13 protein-coding genes are annotated in these 17,935 nt (G+C 73.6%); 7 read left to right on the top strand and 6 right to left on the bottom strand.

Annotated features, from left to right (window positions below):
• Positions 1-102: 102 nt before the first annotated feature.
• The gene (locus ACZ7GX_RS24030) at positions 103-1,527 is read right to left on the bottom strand and encodes a WGR domain-containing protein (protein WP_498779675.1); all 1,425 of its coding nucleotides are present in this window, start codon (positions 1,525-1,527) and stop codon (positions 103-105) included.
• Between the two features lie 466 nt (positions 1,528-1,993).
• On the opposite strand from ACZ7GX_RS24030, the gene ACZ7GX_RS24025 reads away from it, so the two are divergent.
• From ACZ7GX_RS24025 to ACZ7GX_RS24015, 3 genes are all read left to right on the top strand, one after another.
• Complete coding sequence (locus ACZ7GX_RS24025; RefSeq protein WP_498779673.1) at positions 1,994-3,613, top strand: outer membrane protein assembly factor BamB family protein; 1,620 nt, start codon at positions 1,994-1,996, stop codon at positions 3,611-3,613.
• Between the two features lie 89 nt (positions 3,614-3,702).
• The gene (locus ACZ7GX_RS24020; RefSeq protein WP_498779671.1) at positions 3,703-4,476 is read left to right on the top strand and encodes a hypothetical protein; all 774 of its coding nucleotides are present in this window, start codon (positions 3,703-3,705) and stop codon (positions 4,474-4,476) included.
• A 346-nt stretch (positions 4,477-4,822) separates the two neighbouring features.
• The gene (locus ACZ7GX_RS24015) at positions 4,823-5,950 is read left to right on the top strand and encodes a transcription termination factor Rho, short form (protein ID WP_498779669.1); all 1,128 of its coding nucleotides are present in this window, start codon (positions 4,823-4,825) and stop codon (positions 5,948-5,950) included.
• Positions 5,951-5,964: 14 nt separating this feature from the next.
• On the opposite strand, the gene ACZ7GX_RS24010 is transcribed toward ACZ7GX_RS24015, so the two are convergent.
• Entirely contained in the window at positions 5,965-6,867 is a 903-nt protein-coding gene (locus ACZ7GX_RS24010; protein ID WP_498779668.1) for a DMT family transporter, read from the bottom strand.
• Between the two features lie 74 nt (positions 6,868-6,941).
• On the opposite strand from ACZ7GX_RS24010, the gene ACZ7GX_RS24005 reads away from it, so the two are divergent.
• The gene (locus ACZ7GX_RS24005; protein ID WP_498779666.1) at positions 6,942-7,853 is read left to right on the top strand and encodes a LysR family transcriptional regulator; all 912 of its coding nucleotides are present in this window, start codon (positions 6,942-6,944) and stop codon (positions 7,851-7,853) included.
• Between the two features lie 69 nt (positions 7,854-7,922).
• Here ACZ7GX_RS24005 and ACZ7GX_RS24000 read toward each other — a convergent pair whose 3' ends face one another.
• Together ACZ7GX_RS24000 and ACZ7GX_RS23995 are read right to left on the bottom strand one after the other, a co-directional pair.
• The gene (locus ACZ7GX_RS24000; RefSeq protein ID WP_498779664.1) at positions 7,923-9,368 is read right to left on the bottom strand and encodes an RICIN domain-containing protein; all 1,446 of its coding nucleotides are present in this window, start codon (positions 9,366-9,368) and stop codon (positions 7,923-7,925) included.
• A 344-nt stretch (positions 9,369-9,712) separates the two neighbouring features.
• Positions 9,713-10,387, bottom strand: a complete 675-nt coding sequence (locus ACZ7GX_RS23995) for a hypothetical protein (RefSeq protein WP_498779662.1) — start codon at positions 10,385-10,387, stop codon at positions 9,713-9,715.
• Positions 10,388-10,615: 228 nt separating this feature from the next.
• Here ACZ7GX_RS23995 and ACZ7GX_RS23990 point away from each other — a divergent pair, with 228 nt between their 5' ends.
• From ACZ7GX_RS23990 to ACZ7GX_RS23980, 3 genes are all read left to right on the top strand, one after another.
• Complete coding sequence (locus tag ACZ7GX_RS23990) at positions 10,616-11,275, top strand: TNT domain-containing protein (RefSeq protein WP_498779661.1); 660 nt, start codon at positions 10,616-10,618, stop codon at positions 11,273-11,275.
• A gap of 216 nt (positions 11,276-11,491) precedes the next feature.
• Entirely contained in the window at positions 11,492-12,814 is a 1,323-nt protein-coding gene (locus ACZ7GX_RS23985; RefSeq protein WP_498779660.1) for a cytochrome P450, read from the top strand.
• 30 nt (positions 12,815-12,844) lie between these two features.
• Complete coding sequence (locus tag ACZ7GX_RS23980) at positions 12,845-15,985, top strand: ATP-binding protein (protein ID WP_498779658.1); 3,141 nt, start codon at positions 12,845-12,847, stop codon at positions 15,983-15,985.
• 11 nt (positions 15,986-15,996) lie between these two features.
• Here ACZ7GX_RS23980 and ACZ7GX_RS23975 read toward each other — a convergent pair whose 3' ends face one another.
• Both ACZ7GX_RS23975 and ACZ7GX_RS23970 read right to left on the bottom strand, forming a co-directional pair.
• Entirely contained in the window at positions 15,997-16,788 is a 792-nt protein-coding gene (locus tag ACZ7GX_RS23975) for an ABC transporter permease (protein ID WP_498779656.1), read from the bottom strand.
• A complete protein-coding gene (locus ACZ7GX_RS23970; RefSeq protein WP_498779654.1) occupies positions 16,785-17,756 on the bottom strand; it encodes an ATP-binding cassette domain-containing protein in 972 nt (323 codons plus the stop codon). The genes ACZ7GX_RS23975 and ACZ7GX_RS23970 overlap by 4 nt, the downstream gene beginning before the upstream one ends.
• Positions 17,757-17,935: the final 179 nt, after the last annotated feature.

Here is a 17,935-nt window from a genome sequence, read left to right as displayed (position 1 = left end):
GTTCGTCTTCTGCCGGGACGGGCGGACACCCCCCACCCCCCCCCCCCCCCCCCCCCCCCCCCCGTCCCCCCCCCCCCCCCCCCCCGGTGCCGGCGCCCGTGCTCAGCGCAGGCGCTTGATCTCGCCGCGGGTGCGGTAGAACGAGCCGCTGGCCGAGGTGAGCACTTCGGTGACCAGGTACCGGGCGCCGGGCACGCGGATGTTCTTGGGGAACTGCACGCCCCACGTCCGGTCGTAGCCCTCCGAGACGACGTGCACCCTGACCCGGCCCCCGACCTGCACGCACTCGACCACGACGCCGTCGCCCGGCGCGACCTGCGACACGACCTCGACCTCCGCGGTCGCCTCGACCCGGTCGATGGCGCCCGCCTTGATGTCCTGGCGCTGCGGCAGCTGCCCCTGCTCGGCCGCGCGCACGGCGGCCGGGCTCGCGTCGAGGCACGCGAGCGAACCGTCCGTGGTCACCAGGTAGAGCCGCTCGTCGCGGTACTGCATGGAGAACGCCGAACCGCACCCCGTCGCGAGCTTCCACAGCCGGGTCCCGTCGGCGGCGAAGCAGTACACCGAGGACTGGTTGTCGCCCGCGAACACGAACTCGCCGTCGGGCGACGTGGCGCAGGAGAACACGGCCGCGTCGCAGCGGTAGTCGCCGGTCATCCGCCCGTCCGACTTGGCGAACCGGTGCACCCGGCCGCGGCTGGTGCCCGCGAACACGGCGTCGCGCTCCTGCCAGCCGAACAGCACCTGGCCGACGGTGTCGGCGTGCCACGCCCGGTGCCCGCGGCCGGTGTAGTGGGTGACGCCGCGGGAGTGTCCGTGGAAGACGCCCTCCGGCGAGCAGCGGACCATCCAGGCGCTGTCACCGGTGGCCGGCACCGACCACTGGAACTCGTCCTCGTGGTCCACCACGGTCACCCGGCCCTGGCGGTCGGACACGCCCAGCACGCCGTCGTGGATGTCGAGCCAGTAGATGTCCACGTCGTCGGCGATCTCGTAGGCCACCCGGGGCACCTTCGCGCCGAGGTCGTACACCTGGCCGTCGTCGCACCCCGCGTAGATCCAGAAGTCGTCGGCCACGATGCACTTCACCGCGTCGGGCAGCCCGAACCGCCCGGTGACCCGGCCGTCGTGGGTGAGGGTGTAGACGTCGCCGTTCTCGTTGCCGACCCAGGCGTGGTCCTCGCCGATGAAGATCCCGAACGCCGGCGCGCCGGAGGCGAACCGCCACAGCACCGGCGCCTGGGTCGCGGTGGAGCGGGTGCTGACGATCTGCCGCCTGCTCACCGACCGGCGTTGGCGCACGCCCTTGACGGCCGGCGCGTAGCCCTTGCGCACCTTCTCGCCGATCTTCTTCTCGGCGGCCTTGAGCGCCTTGGTGTGGTCGGCGAAGGTCGCGCTCCTGACCTGCCCCTGCTCCCCGATCCGCCCGTAGGTGATGGTGACCTCGGTGTCCTCGACCCGCACTTCGTAGAACTTGTGCGCGCCACCGTCGGCCTCGGACAGCTCCAGGTACGTCGTGGCAGACATGCGTTCGCTCCTTCTTCGCGTGATCTGTGGGCACGCTATCGAGCGACACCGACAATTCCGCGCGGAGGCGGCCGGGGTGCCGATCGGACGCGGTGTCGCCGCCGAAACCGAGCGTTCCTCGCACGAGTGCCGGTCGTCGCCCCTTGGCGCCCGGAATTGCGCATCCGATCGACTGGCAGTTTCCCGAGTGGCGGCAGGTCCTGGACCTGTACCGGGCCCAGAACCGCACCGCCGAAGCCGGCGACATCCGGCAGCGGCTGCGCGAGCACGTCTCCAGACCAACCGTCCTCTGTGGACTCCGCTTCCCGGCAGGCGTTGAGGTTACGCAACTCCGACGCGGTGGATCAGCCGAACGGGCCGCGCCCGATCGACGTCATCGAGACGCGATTCGCCGGTCCGCACCACGTGCCCGGCCACGGCCCCGTGCCACCGTGGGTCGACCCACCGGCGGGAGGGGATGACGGAGATGGCACACAGGCGCGGGGCCACGGCCCTCTTGGCGGTCGTGGCGGTGACCACCGTGCTCGGCGCGGGCGTCACCGCGGCGGCACCGCTCGGCGCGGGCGGCGGCGACTGGCCGACGTGGCAGAAGGACCTCAAGGGCAGCAGGCACAACGCCGCCGAGTGGCGGATCACGCCGCGCAACGTGGACCGGCTGGAGCTGAAGTGGGCGTTCGCCTACCCGGCGAGCGGCACGCCGTTCCCCGTGCGCAGCCAGCCCGCCGTGGTCGACGGGACGGTGTACTTCGGCGGTCCGGACGGCCGGTTCCGCGCCCGTGACGCCCGCACCGGGGCGGACCGGTGGACGTTCGACCTCGGCGGCGTCGAGCCGGGCGCCAAGCCGCGGCCCGCCATACCGTGGGACGGACCGTCGGTGGCGGGCGGGAAGGTCTACTTCGGGGACATCCGGGGCTTCGTCTACGCGCTGGACCAGCGCACCGGGCAGCTCGCGTGGGCCAAGGAGGTCGACGAGCACCCGGCGGCGACGGTGACCAGTTCGCCGCTGGTGCACGACGGCCTGGTGTACGTGGGCACGTCCAGCGGCGAGAACTCGCTCAACAGCCCGGACGGCACCGCCGACGACCCGGACTACCCCTGCTGCACGTTCCGCGGCCACCTCGACGCCCTCGACGCCCGCACGGGCGAACTGGTGTGGCGGCACTACACCGTGCCCGAACCGCGGGCCGTCGGGACGTGGCCCAGCGGCGCCACCCGCCACGAACCGTCCGGGGCGGGCGTGTGGTCCTCGCCGGTGGTCGACCAGCGCACCGGCACGCTGTACGTGGGCACCGGCCAGCTCTACACCGGCACGACCGGCGACTTCGACACGCTGCTCGCGCTCGACCACCGGACCGGCGCGGTGAAGTGGCGCAACCAGGTCACCAAGGCCGACACGTGGCGGCTGCTGTGCAACCTGCCGGACGGCGCGCCCTACTGCCCGGGCCTGGCCGACGGCTCGGCGCTGGACTACGACATCGGCGCCACGCCCAACCTGTTCACCGTCGACGGGCGGGCGCTGGTGGGTGTGGGGCAGAAGCTCGGCGTGTACCACGTGTTCGACGCCGTGACGGGCGAAGTGGTGTGGCGGCGCGCGCTCGGCCTGCCGATCCCGGGCTCGGGCTTCGGCGGCATCCAGTGGGGCACGAGCTTCGACGGGCGCCGGCTGTACGTCGCGACCTACTTCGCCGACCCGGGCAAGGTGTTCGCGCTCGACCCGGCGGACGGGGACGTGCTGTGGGAGACGCCGAACCCGGCCGACGGCTGCACGACCGGCGGTGCGGCGGCGTACCCGGACCTGTGCACGCTCGCCCACGGTCCCGGCGTGACCAGCAGCCCCGGCCTGGTCTACGAGGGCAGCAACGACGGCAAGCTGCGGGCGTACTCGGCCCGTGACGGCCGGGTGCTCTGGACGTTCGACACGCTCCAGGACTTCACCGGCGTCAACGGCCTGCCGGGCCGCGGCGGGTCGGTCTCCGGCAGCGGCGGTGGCGCGGTGGTGTCCGGTGGCATGGTCTACGTGCAGGCGGGGTACTGGCCGACCTACCCGAACCCGAACGGCAGCGTGCTGCTGGCCTTCGGCCTGTGACCCGACTCGTCCGGCAGGTCGATCGGTGCCGCCCGGCCGCGGGGAATTGCTCATGCGCCCCGGTCACCGGCACGGATAACGTGGGGGACGTGATCACTTCACCGCGGATCGCGGCGGTCGCGTGCGCGGGCGTGCTGCTCGCCTCGTGCGGTGTGCTGGACGGTTCGGCCGCGGTCGAGGACGAGCTGGACCGGCGGTCCGCGACCCTGGCCGACGCCATCGGCCACCCGCACCAGCCGGACGCGGCCGGTTTCGCCCGTGCCGCGTTGGCCACGAGCCTCGGCAAGTCGCCGGGCTTCAGCGTCCTGCGGGCCGAGGACCTCGCGCACCAGGACCCCGAGGACCCGATGGCGCGCCTGGTCTGGCGGATCCACCACGACGCCCACGACTCGGGTTGGCAGCAGACCCCGGCGTTCGACGCCTGCTACGAGGTGGAGTTCGACTACTACGGCGCGGTGTCGGAGCCGTCCCGGGTCGCCTGCCCGGACGACGCCACCCCGATCACGCCGCCGCCGCTGCCGAAGCGGGACGTCCCGTCGGACTTCGCACCGGCCCTGGAAGCCACCCTCGGCGCGCTGCCCGGGACGCCCGGCGAAGCCGAGGTGCGCGCCGCGCTCGCCACCGGTCTGCCCGCGCCGCGGGTGGACCCGGAGACCAACCTGGCGAGCATCCCGCCGCGGGTGCTGGTGCGCGTCCGGGGCTCCGACGTCGGCGTGGCGCTGTCGGCGAACAACGGCGGCGCCAAGGCCTGCTTGCTGGGCCGCCGCGTCGCCGGCGAGGTCCGGGTGTGGTCGCTGAACTGGCGCGAGCTGGGCCCGATGGAGAAGCCGTGCACCCCCGAGGCCGCCCTGGCCGTCTCGTGACACCTGACGAGCGGTGACCGCGACACCCGTCCTCCACGAGCGGCAACCGCGACACCACCGGCACACGTCGCCCTCGACCCGACCTCGCGCACCCCGGTGTACCAGCCGTCACGCCGGCCGGCGGCTGCTCGTCGGGGGACTCGGTTGCGCGGTGTCCAGGTCGGTGGTTATGCTGCGTGACATCTCGTTCTCGCGGACGTAGGTGGCGTCAGCCCCTCCCGCGACATCTCTCGAAATTCCCGGCACCGGTCGGACGTGGCTCCTCGAGCCTTTCCCGACGTGGTCCCGGGTTCCCGCCGCGGCGTCGCCGCGCGTCCACCCATTCCCGCGATCAGGGAGAAAACCCTTGAACCACAACGATTTTTCCGACACCCGCCTCACCTCCGGCGTCCTCGACGTCGTGGACCGCCGCGCCGTCCTGCGCACCGAGGGCTACCTGCCCGGACCGCGGGACGTCGCCGTCGCGCAGCACCTCGTGGCCGAACACGGGCTGCGGCGCGGTGACGAGGTGCACGGCCGCGTCGCGCCACCGCCCAGGGAGGGCAAGGCGCCGTCGATGGTCACCGTCGAGGCCGTCAACGGCGCGCACCCGCGCCACGCCCGGTCCCGGCCGTCCTTCGCCGACCTCGTGCCCACCCACCCGCACGAACGGCTGCGGCTGGAGACGGAGGCGCACGAGCTGACCACGCGGGTGGTCGACCTGGTGATGCCCATCGGCAAGGGCCAGCGCGCGTTGATCTTCGCCCCGCCCAAGGCGGGCAAGACCACCGTGCTGCGGTCCATCGCGCACGGCCTCGCCAAGAACCACCCGGAGTGCCACCTGATGCTGGTCCTGGTCGGCGAACGGCCGGAGGAGGTCACCGACCTCGCGCGAGCCGTGCCCGCCGAGGTCGTCGCCGCCACCTTCGACCACCCGCCCCGCCACCACACCGCGCTCGCCGAACTCGCCGTCGAACGGGCGAAACGCCTGGTCGAGCTGGGGCGCGACGTCGTGGTGCTGATGGACTCCGCGACCCGACTGGGTCGCGCCTACAACCTCGCCGCACCCGTGTCCGGCCGGACCCTGTCCGGCGGCGTGGACGCCGGCTCCCTCATCGGCCCCAAGCGGTTCCTGGGCGCCGCGCGCAACGTCGACGGCGGCGGTTCGCTGACGATCATCGCCACCGCGCTGGTCGACACCGGCTCGGTGGGCGACTCGCTGCTCTTCGAGGAGTACAAGGGCACCGGCAACGCCGAGCTGCGGCTGGACCGCAAGGCCGCCGCCCGGCGCGTGTTCCCCGCCGTGGAGGTCACCCAGTCCGGCACCCGCCGCGACGACCTGCTGCTCACCCCGCGCGAAGCGACGGCGACCCGCCTGCTGCGCCGCGCCCTCGCCGGCAAGGAGGACGCGATCGACGTGCTCCTCGACGGCCTGCGCAAGACGAGCGACAACGCGGAGTTCCTCGTCCGCCTCACGAACACCACGCCGCACTGACGCCCACGCGCCCGTCAGCGGCGCGACCCGACGCTGACGAAGGCGACCGCGCCGAGCACCACCAGGCACCCGACCAGCTGCGGCGCGCTCGGCCGCTCGTGCAGCAGCACGACACCCATGAGGATCGCGCCCACCGGCTGCAACAGCATCATCGTGGCGCCCGTGGCACTCGACAGCCGCGGCAGCGCCGTGGAGATCAGCAGCCAGCCCGCGATCTGGCCGATCAGCGCCAACGCGACCAGCCAGCCGAGCACGGGCCACCCCGGCGACAGGTCGAGCCGGCCCGTCGGCACGCCGATCGCCACCGCCGTCACCCCGGCCGACACGGTGGCCAGGAACAACGTGTGGTCGCGGGCGCCGGGTCCGGTGCTGCGCCGCATCAGCACCAGGTAGGCGGCGAACCCCACACCCGCGCCCAGCGCCAGCACCGCGCCCAGGACCGGGTCGGGGCCGAACGCCGGCGTCCCCGCCAGACCGCCCGCGAGCACGATCCCGCCCAGCAGCACGGGCGCGGCCCACACGAAGCGGTTCGACGGCCGTTCCCGGAACACCAGGTAGGCCACCGCGGGCACGATCACCACCTGCACGGACAGCAGCACGGTCGCGATGCCCGCGCCGACCAGGGCGATCGCGTCACCCCACAGCACGAAGTCCACGCCGAGCCCGACCCCCGCCAGCAGCGGCAGCAGCAACCGCCGCCGCGCCGTGCCCCGCCGCCGTTCCCACCACACCAGCACGCCCAGCACCGGCAGCGAGAACAGGCAGCGCCAGAACGCGCTGGTGCTGCCGCTGGCCCCGGACACCTTGATGAACACCGACGACAGCGCGATGCAGAGGCTGCCCGCCATCGCGAGCAGGGCCGGGTTCACCCGCGTGGCGGGCGGCACGGTCGCCGGTCGGGCTTCGGTCGTGGTCACCCGTCCACCCTGAGGTCCACCGACCATCAAGGACAAGCGAATTGTCGTGAGCGGAATTCGGTAGCATCTCTACCGTGTTCGGTTTGGAGCGGATGCGTGCCCTGCACGCCGTGGCGACCCACGGGACGGTCGCGGCGGCGGCGACCGCGCTGCACGTCACCCCGTCCGGCGTGTCCCAGCAGCTGGCGAAGCTGGAACGGGAGGCAGGCCAACGGCTGCTGGAGCCGCACGGCCGCACCGTCCGCCTCACCACCGCCGGGCACGTGCTCGCGGGTCACGCGGCCACCATCCTTGCCCAGGTCGACAAGGCGCGGTCGGACCTGGAGCTGCTGCGCGAGGACATCACCGGCCCGCTGCGCATCGGGGCCATCCCCACCACCGTGCACGCCCTGCTGCCACCCGTGCTGGCGACGTTGCGCGCCCAGCACCCCGGCCTGGAGGTGACCCTGCACGAGGGCGAGGCCGAGGAGACCATGCCGCTGGTGGTCGACGGCAGGCTGGACGTGGCGGTGCTGGAGAGCTGGGAGCACCGCCCCGTCACCGTGCCGCCGTCGACCTCGCGGACCACGCTGCTGTCCGACGTGGCGGACCTCGCCCTGCCCGCGGGCCACCGCCTGGCGCACCGCAAGGCCGTCGACCTGGCCGAGGTGGACGACCTGCCGTGGATCGCCTGGAGCGCGGGCTCGGGCTGCCACGACTGGCTCGTGCACGTGCTGCGGCAGCAGGGTTTGGGCGCGCGGATCACCTGCACCGTCGGCAGCTACCCGACCCAGCTGGCCCTGGTCGCGGGCAACGTGGGCGCCGCCGCGATCCCGCGCCTTGGCCGCGACTCGGTGCCCGAGGGTGTGCGGCTCCTCACCACCCGCCCGGCCCTCAACCGCACCATCTACGCGATCAACCGCGCCGAGGACGACGACCGGGGTGCGATCAGGGCCTGCGTGGACGCGTTGACGTCGGCGGCGACCGGGTTCCACCACCTCGCCTGACGGCGGGGGACCCGCGCGCCCGCCCCGACCGGACCGGCTCGGCGGCCCGGTCGAGGGTGAGCGCCCTGCTCAGACGCGCGTGAGCTGGAACTGCTGGTTCTGCCCGGAGTTGCACGGGTACTGCTTGAACTGCAGGTTCTCCTGCGAGCTGCTCGGCAGGTCCAGGCACTTGCCGGAGTGCCGCGCGACCAGCCTGGAGTAGCCGGAGCCCGCGTCGACCAGCGACCACTGCTGGTTCTGCCCGGAGTTGCAGCTCCACTGCACGACGGCCGCGCCGTCGGCCGTGCTGCTGTCGCTCACGTCGAGGCACTTGCTGGAGTGCCGGGCGATCAGCTGGTAGTAGGCGCCGCCCGCGGACTGCAGGCGGAACTGCTGGTTCGTCCCGCTGCCGCACGGGTACTGCATCAACGCCGCGCCGTCCGCGCCGCTGGCGTTGGCGACGTCGAGGCACTTGCCGGAGTGCCGCACGCTGATCCGGTTGTACGTCAGGGCCACCGGGCTGATCGTGCCGGTCGCCGTGTCGATGACGATCTGGCCCGCGTTCGACAGGCTCATGGTGGTGTTGTCGGAGAACGTGATCGGGAGCCAGACGTAGCTGGAGTCGCTCACGGGTCCGTTCCAGGCGCCGGCCCAGCGGTCGCCCATGTAGAGGTAGGACGTCGTCTGGGTGCCCTGGATCGGCAGCACGTACGCGGGTTGCGAGCGGTACGTGGTGGAGTCGCCCACGTTGCGCATCTCGCTCCACGGACCGGACACGCTGGTGGCGGTGGCGTACTTCGCCTGGTTCGGCGACCACCCCGTGGCGCCGGACGTGAGCATGAAGTACACGCCGTTGCGCTTGAACAACGCCGGGGCCTCGCGGTGCCCGCCGGGCCACGGGTTGCCGACCAGTTGCGCGACATTGCGGTAGTCGGCGTTGAGGCGGTAGATGTGCAGGTCGTAGTTCTCCCGCGCGGCCGAGATCATGTACGCCGTGCCGTCGTCGTCCTTGTACAGCGTGATGTCACGCGACATGTGCTGCCCGAGCGGCCGGAAACTGCCCTGGTAGGTGTAGTTGCCGTCCACAGTGGACGAGTACGCCACGGCGGCCCGCGCCTCGCCGTAGTGCTGGCCGTTCTCCCAGTGCATCCACATGACGTACTGGCCCGTGGACGCGTTGTAGATGACCTTCGGTCGTTCCACCCAGGACGTGCGCAGTTCCGAGTGGCTGTTCTGGGTGAGGACGTTGTTGCGGAACTCCCAGGTCTTCAGGTCGGTGGACCGGTAGACGGACACGGCCCGGAACAGGTTGTCCGGGTGCCGGTTCTCGCCGAACCAGTAGTAGTAGCTGCCGACCTTGATCACGCCACCGCCGTGCGCCTGGACGAGGTTGCCGCTCGTGTCGGTGAACTGCACCCCCACGTCCACGGTGACGGGCGCGGCGTGCGCCGTGCCGCCGGGTAGCAGCAGGGTTGCCAGGCCGACGGCCGCGGCGGTCAACGCCGCACGCCACCGCCTCGGGGACAAGCGGGACATCTGGACTCCTTTGTCCGGCCCACCACAGGGATCGAACGGCCGGCGCCCGGCGTGGGCGAATCCGCGCGCTGGCCCATCCGGGACGGGGCACCGTCCCGTTGAGCGGCCCTCGCGCGGTCGGGCCAAGGCGCTGTCGGGGGTTCCCGACGGGCGCCGTGCGGCGGCGTTGCCGTCCCACGCGCAATGTTTACGCAAACATCGGGACCAATGCTGGCAGTGCGCCGTGCGTGCGTCAAGACTCGGCCGGCGCGACGGACGCGTTGGCGTCGCGTGGGCGCCGCCGGCGTGCGTGCGATGGGACCGACTGGATCAGGTGGTCACCCGTCACGTGCCGCGGGCGTGGTTCACCAGTGGCGGTTGCAGCATTCGACGTGCAGCCCGATGAACGGGTTGCGGGCGTCCCCGTTGGACGTCCGGCAGCGGCCCAGCCCGATCTCCGCGCAGCAGTGCGTGTCGGGTGAGGTGGCGAGGTGGGCCGGGCAGTCCTCGGCGAGCGCGCGCAGCTGCTCGCCCCGGAGCTCGTAGGCGCGCCGACTGCCGACGACGAACAGGGTGTCCGCGGCGATGCTCCAGCGCAGGTGGTCGCGGAACTCGCGGTGGAAGGAACGCTCGTGCTCCTCGCGCCCGACCTGGCGGAACGCCTCCGGCGGCAGCGTCACCTTGTGGGTGGCGGCCGGTGACAGGCCGGCGCGGACCTGCTTCCACCGCGACACCGGGAATCGGAGGCTGTGGTGCAGCAGCACGAGGTCGAGCCTGCGGCCGCCGTACTCCTCGCCGCAGCGGGACGGGCTCGACCGCAGCGGCAGGTAGACGAGGCTGCGGGGTGAGCGCGAGGCCAGCCACCAGGCGGACGCGAGGTCCGCGGTCGCGGCCTTGTCCACCGACATCTGCGGGCTGTGCGAGGCTTCGTGCAGGGACGCGTGGGCGATCGGTCGCGAGGGACGGATCACCCGGTAGCTGTCGCCGCCCAACCGCACGGCGCTGACCAGCGTCCGCCACTCCCGCCCGGCCAGCCGCACTGGTCCACCCTTCCCCGCCTCGATCGACGGCGACACGGTAGGCAGCGGCGTGCGCCGATGACCAGCGAATTGTTGGCGCGACCGACATCGCTACGCAGCGGAACCGTGCACTCGACCGGCTCACGTGGCGTGAATGATCGGGTGAACCCGGCTTCGACGCCTCCAACCCGGAGCCCGACGGCGCTAGCGTTCCCCGCGTCCGGCCGTCGAGCACGAGGAGGTCGTCGGATGCGCGGGTTCGCCAAGTTCGCCGCCGCCGTGTCGTCAGTCCTGTTGGCGTCGGCGCTGGCCGCCGCACCGTCCGCCCAGGCGGCCCAGGACGACGCCGCGGCGCGGAACAACCCCACCCAGTGCTCCGAGGAGCTGTACCAGGGCGACCGCAGGCTGGGACCCGAGCGCCTGCCCGTGGCGGGCCCGGTCGGCCGCCAGCTGGTCGGGTACGACCGGACCGGCGGCCTGCCCGAGGCGGAGTTCTTCGACACCTACTACAACAGCGAAGCGAACTCGTGGCGCTACCCGCCGGCGGACGGCTACCAGCTCGACCAGGACGGCAACCCGATCAAGCGGCGGGAGACCCTGGACCAGGGTGAGCGGATCGACCGCTACGGCAGCGAGTACGGCGCGTTCCTCGCGCCCGAGGGCCTGCCCTACACCAGCCGCTCCATCCCGCCGCAGAACCTCGTCGGCACGCCGGCGGAGAACTGCAACTACCACGTCTACCTCGTCAGCAGGGACTTCGACGTGGACGCGGGCCCCATCGCGCCGTGGTTCGCCCAGTCCGGCGGCGGCACGCAGTACCAGCTGAACCGCGCGTTCGTGCCGGACGCGCCGGAGCGGCTGAACGTGGCGTGGTTGCTGGAGCACGACTACCTCGAACGCCTCCGCTGACGGCGACCTCGCGTGGTGCTTCCCACGAACGTCGGCCGGTGCGGTGACGCGCAGGTCGGCGTTCGTCCTCGTGATCGGCGCCGTCCCTGATCATGGCCGGACCGCGCGGTGTGAACGGCTCGATCGGCAAACCGTAGTCGACGGACCGCGCCCCGACCGCCACGATGGGGGAGAGCGCGGGAGGTGCGGCCAGTGGACCCGGCAACGCGGATTCCCATGGCACGAGGTCGATTACCGGTCGTCGGGCACGCCTGGCCGATGATGCGCGACCCGCTCGGCTTCCTCGGTTCCCTGGCCCGCCAGGGACCGCTGGTGCGCATCGCGTTCGGGCCGGTCAAGGCGGTCGTGGTCTGCGACGCCGAGTTGGCGCAGCAGGTGTTCCGCGACGACCGCACGTTCGACAAGGGCGGCCCGTTCGCCGACCGGGTGCGCGACGTGGTCGGCAACAACCTGTCCACCTGCCCGCACCACGAGCACCGCAGGCAGCGGCGGCTGCTGCAGCCCGCGTTCCACGTCGGCAGGTTCGACGCCTACGGGCGCACGATGTCCGCGCAGATCGCCGACCGGGTCGGCGCGTGGCGCGACGGGCAGGTGCTCGACGTGCCCGCGGAGATGGGCATGCTCGCCACCAACGTGCTCACCGCCACCATGTTCTCCGACACGCTGTCGCCCGCGGAGCTCAAGCAGTCGCAGGAGGACGCGGACGTGCTCGCCACCGACGTCCTGCCGCGCATGATGATGCCCAAGGCGCTCACCAGGCTGCCGCTGCCGGTCAACGTGAGGTTCGAGCGCGCGCACGCCCGGCTCAGGGCGATGGTCGAGGCGATCGTCCGCGCCCGGCGCGAGGAGGGCGGCGACCGGGGCGACCTGCTGTCCGCGCTCCTCGCCGGGTACGACGAGGAGTCCACCGGCGCGGACCGGACCTTGTCCGACCACGAGGTGGTCAACCAGATGCTCACCTTCCACCTCGCCGGCAGCGAGACGACCGCCGTCACGCTGGCGTGGGCGCTGCACCTGATCGCACGCCACCCCGACGTCGAACGCCGCCTGCACGCCGAGGTGGACGCGGTGCTGGCCGGGCGGACCGCGGGGCCCGGCGACGTGTCCGCGCTGGAGCTGACCGGCCGCGTGATCACCGAGACGCTGCGCCTGCGGTCGCCGGTGTACGTCCTCACCCGCGAGGTCACCGCCGACACCGAGCTCGGCGGGCACCGGCTGGCGGCGGGCACGGTGCTGGCCTACAGCCCGTACCCCATCCACCACGACGCCGACCTGCACCCGGACCCGCAGCGCTTCGACCCCGACCGCTGGGACCCGGCCCGCAAGCCCGCGCGCCACGCGTTCGTGCCGTTCGCCAACGGCGCCCGCAAGTGCATCGGCGACAAGTTCAGCCTGATGGAGGCGACGCTGGCGCTGGCGTCCATCCTCGCCCGGTGGCGGCTGGAGCACGTGCCCGGCGGCGAGGACGTCCGCCCCGCCGCGGCCGCGGTGATCCGGCCGCGCCGGCTGCGGATGCGTGCGACGAGCCGGGTGTCCTAGCCGCGCGGCCCGGGTCGATACGCTGGCTCCGTGACCCCCGATCTCGTCCTGCTGTCCGGGGTGTCCTTCCGCGGCCACGAGATCGCGGGTCCGCGGCTGCGCGGTCTCCTGGCCCTGCTCGCGGCCGACCTGCGCGCCGGCTGCGGCACCGGGCGGTTGGTCGACGGGCTGTGGCCGGACGAGCGGCCGGAGAACCCGCCCAAGGCGGTGCAGATCCTGGTGTCCCGGGCGCGGTCCCGGCTCGGGGCCGACGTGATCGCGCGGACCGCGACCGGCTACCGGTTGGCGCTGGCCGAGGACCAGGTCGACAGCTCGGCGGTGCTGGTCCGGGCCGAGGACGCCGCCCGGTGCTCGCGGGCCGGCGACCACGCCGCCGCGCTCTCGCACGCCGACGCGGGCCTCGCCCTGTGGCACGGCGACCCGGGCGACGACGCCGAGCCCGTCACCGCGTTGCGGGCGGAGCGGGACGCCACCCATCGCGCACTGGTGCGGGCCCGCGCGCTCGCCCTGGCCCGGCTGGACCGGCCCGCCGAGGCGGTGGGCCCGTTGGCCGAGCTGGCCGCGGACCACCCGCGTGACGAGGAGGTGCTGGTCGAGCTGTTGCGGTGCGAGGCGGCGACGGTCGGCCCGGCCACGGCGCTCGCCCGCTACGACGCGCACCGGCGGGCGTTGCGGGAGGAACTCGGCGCGGACCCCGGCCCGGCGCTGCGGGCGGAGCACCGGCGGCTGCTCCAAGGCGTGGCGCCCGCGGTCCGGCACGGTGTCGCGCACGAGCCGAACCCGTTGCTGGGCCGGGACGAGGACGTCGCCGCCGTCGAGGCGCTGCTGCGCACGTCCCGCGTGACGTCGATCGTGGGTCCGGGCGGCCTCGGCAAGACCCGGCTCGCGCACGCCGTCGCCCGCCGCGCGCAGGCGCCGGTGGTGGTCGTCGTGCCGCTGGCCGCCGTCGTCGCCGACGACGACGTGGCCCACGAGGTGGCGATGGCCCTCGGCGTCGGCGAGCACCGGTCGCCGGGCGGGCCCGTCACGGGCGGTGACGTCGCCGCCGCCATCGCGGCCAAGCTCGCCGCTGGCCCGTCCCTGCTGGTGCTGGACAACTGCGAGCACGTCGTCGCGGGCGCCGCCGACCTGGTCCGCGCCCTGGTGTCGCTGACCGCCGAGCCGCGGGTGCTGACCACCGGCCGGACACCCCTCGGCCTGTCGTCGGAGTCCGTCCACCACCTGCCGGAGCTGAGCCTGGCGACGAGCGCGGAGCTGTTCGCGCAGCGGGCGCGGGCGGCGCGGCCCGGCGTCGACCTGCCCGAGCCGGCCGTGGCGGAGCTGTGCCGCCACCTCGACGGGCTGCCGCTCGCGGTCGAGCTGGCCGCCGCCCGGGTGCGGATCATGTCCGTGGCGGAGATCGCCCGGCGGCTCGACGACCGGTTCGCCCTGTTGCGCGGAGGCGCCCGGGACGCGCCGCGACGCCACCACACGCTGCACGCGGTCGTGGACTGGAGCTGGAACCTGCTCGACCCGGCCGGTCAGGCGGCGATGCGCGCTCTCTCGGTGTTCACCGACGGGTTCACCGCCGACGCGGCGCGCGTGCTGCTCGACGGGCTGCCCACGAGGACGGGTGAGGTGGACGTGGTGCTGGAGCACCTGGTCGACCACTCGTTGATCAAGGTGTCCGACACGCCGTCGGGCGCCCGGTTCCGGATGCTGGAGACGGTCCGGGAGTTCAGCGCCGCGCGGCTGACGGCGGCGGGTGAGGCCGACGACGTGACGACCGCGTTCCTGGCGTGGGCGCGGGCGTTCGGGCTCGCCGAGCACGCGAGCCTGTTCGGCTCCGACCCCTACGACACAGCCGCCGCGGTCAAGGCGGAGCAGGAGAACCTGCTCCAGGCGCTCCGGTCGGCGCTCGGGCGCGACGACCGGCCCACGGTCGCGGCGGTCACCGCGGTCCTCGGCGGCGCGTGGAGCCTCGAGTCGAACTACCCGCGGCTCACGGCGTTGATCCGGCAGACCTCGTGGGCGCTGTCGCACTACCGGCCGGAGCCCGCGTTCGTCGAGGTGGCCCGGACCGCCCTCACCGTGGCCGCGGCCTACACGTTCGGCGCCGAGGGCCCGAAGCCGCCGCGGTCGGTCGTCGCGCTGCGCCGGCTCGGGGTGGCGGAGCCGGACACGGTGGTCCGGGCGATCGGCTGGGTGGTCGCCGCGCTGGGCGACCGGGCGGAGCTGCACCGGCTGTGCGACAGCGCCGAGCCGCTGGTGGCCGGTGTCGCGAACGCCTTCGCCGGCTACCGCTGGGAAGCCGTGGGCGACGTCGACGCGGCGCTGGTGGCCGCCCGGCGGGCGCTCGACGTGTTCACCGGGCACGACCTGCCGTGGCCGCGCTCGTTCGGGCACGGCAGGGTCGCCGAGATCTGCCTGCGCTCCGGGCGTGGCGCGGAGGCACGGGACCACCTGGTCGCCGCGCTGCCGCTGCTCCAGCGACTCGGCGCGCGGGTCGACGCGGTCGGCGTCCGGGCGTGGCTCGTGCTGGCCAACCTCCAGCTCGGCGACATAGCCGAGGCCGAGCGGTGGCTGGACGGCCTCACGCAGGTCGCGCTCGACGAGGAGGAGGCCGAGTCGGTCGGCTACGACCTCGGCATCCGGGCCGAGGTGCGGTTCGCCCGCGGTGAGGTGGAGGCCGGCCTGCGGCTGTGGCGGCGGGCCGTGGAGCGGGTCGGCGACGCCCGCGTCCCGACCGACCGGGACCCGTGGGCGGCGCAGGCGCGGTCGGTGGCCGTCGTCGCGCACGCCCGGCACGACCGGCTCGACCTCGTGGCCCACGTCGCCGACGCGCTGCCCGGACCGCTGGCCGAGCTGTTGACCCCTTCGCCGGACCCGGTGGCGCAGTCGCTCTGCGGCACCCTGCTGGTGGCCGCCGCCACGGCCGACCTCGCCCGCGCCCGGCGCGCCGGCGACCCGTGCCTCGCGCGGTCGGCGGCCCGGATGCTCGCGGTGGCCGAGCGGGTCGGGTTCTGGTGCGACTTCCAGCCGACGATGTCACCGGCCTCGATCCGGGCGGACGCCGAGCGGGCCGACCGGGCGGCGTACGACGAAGCCGTGTCGTCGTACGCCGCCCTGGACCGCGCCGGTCTCCGCGCGGTGGCGCTGGACCTGGTGCGCGGGCGTCCGCTCGGCCGCTGAGCGCGGACCGCTCAGCGGGTGCGGTCCCGGTTGTAGAGCCGCTTCGCCCACGCGTACCCGGCCAGCGCGATCACGGCGCACCAGCCGAGCGCGACCACGGCGCTGGTCCCGATCGGCGTGCCGAGCAGCAGGCCGCGCAGCGTTTCCATGACCGGGGTGAACGGCTGGAGCTCGGCGAACCACCGCAGCCCGGCCGGCAACGAGTCGGTCGGCACGAACCCGCTGCCGAACAGCGGCAGCAGCGTCAGCGGCATGGCCAGGTTGCTCGCCGCCGCGACGGTCTTCGTCACCAACCCCATCGCGACGGCCAGCCACACGAGCGCGAACGTCGTCGCGGTGAGCACGCCGGCGACCGCCAGCCACTCGACCGCGGTCGCGTTCGGCCGGAACCCGACGAGCACGGCCGCGCCGAGCACGACGGCGAGGCTGAACAGGGTGTGCAGCACGCTGCCGAGCACGTGCCCGGTCAGGACGGACACCCGCGCGATGGCCATGGTCCGGAACCGGGCGATGATGCCCGTCGTCATGTCGATCGCCACCGAGATCGCGGTGCCCTGCACGGCGCCGGTGATCGTGACGAGCAGGATCCCGGGCGTGACGTAGCCGACGTAGGCGCCGCGACCGCCCGACCCGCCGCCGAGGCCGTCGCCCAGCATGCCGCCGAGCACGTAGACGAACAGCAGCAGCAAGACGATCGGCACGGCGAGCAGCATCAGCGTGACGGACCAGGCGCGGGACATGTGCCGCAGCTGGCGGCGCAGCATCGTGGTCGAGTCGCGGACGGCCAGGGTGATCGCGGTCATCGGGTGGTCGCTTCCGGTGAGGGGGGAACGGCGGCCGTGACGGGCCGGCCCGTCACGGCGAAGAACACGTCGTCCAGGTCGGGGGTGCGCACGGCCAGCCCGTCCACGTCGACCGAGGCGGCGTCGAGGCGGTCGAGCAGGGCTCTGAGGGAGCGGACGCCGCCGTCGCCGGGCACCCGCAGGACCAGCGGCTCGTCGGCCGGGTCCGGTGCGACGCCCAGCGCGGCGGCGGCGTCGGCCAGGGCGCGGTCGTCGGCGAACCGCAGCTCGACGTGCCCGCCCGGCGCCAGCCGCTTCAACTCGGCCGGGGCGCCCTCGGCGACGATCCGGCCGTGGTCGAGCAATGCGATCCGGTCGGCGAGCTGGTCCGCCTCCTCCAGGTACTGCGTGGTGAGGAAGATCGTCACGCCCCGGGCGACGAGGTCGCGCACGATCTGCCACAGGTCGCGCCGGCTGCGCGGGTCGAGCCCGGTGGTCGGCTCGTCGAGGAAGACCACCCTCGGGTCGCCGATCAGGCCCATGGCGAGGTCGAGCCGACGCCGCATGCCGCCGGAGTACGTCACGCCCGCCTTCCTCGCCGCCTCGCCGAGGCCGAACCGTTCGAGCAGGTCCGCCGCGCGTCGCCGGCCCTCGGCCCGGCCCAGGTGGTGCAGGTCGGCCATGAGCAGCAGGTTCTCCTCGCCGGTGAGGAAGTCGTCCACCGCCGAGAACTGACCCGTGACGCCGATCGCGGCCCGCACGAGGTCGGGTTCGCGGCGCACGTCGTGCCCGCCGACGCGGACCTCGCCCGCGTCGGCGCGGATCAGGGTCGACAAGATCTGGACCACGGTCGTCTTGCCCGCGCCGTTGGGGCCGAGCAAGGAGAAGACGGCGCCCTCGGGCACGTGCAGGTCGATGCCGTCGAGCACCACCTGCCTGCCGTACGACCGGCGCAATCCGGTCACCGCGATCGCGGGGTTGTTCGTCATGCGGAGCACGGTGCCGCCGCACCGGATCACGACGGTTTCACCGCGGTTTCACCACCCTCCACCGGTCACGGTCGCCGGGCGGGCATGGCCGTCGGCCGAGCTGTCACCGACCCGGCTCCGTCTACAACGGACAGTGGTCCTTCGGGTCGACCGCTCGTCAGGGCGAGTAGACGTCGAAA

The sequence above is a fragment of the Actinosynnema sp. NPDC037264 genome (assembly GCF_055603705.1).
Note: the sequence above shows the minus strand (reverse complement) of the source record. Positions and strands in the feature narration are given on the sequence as shown.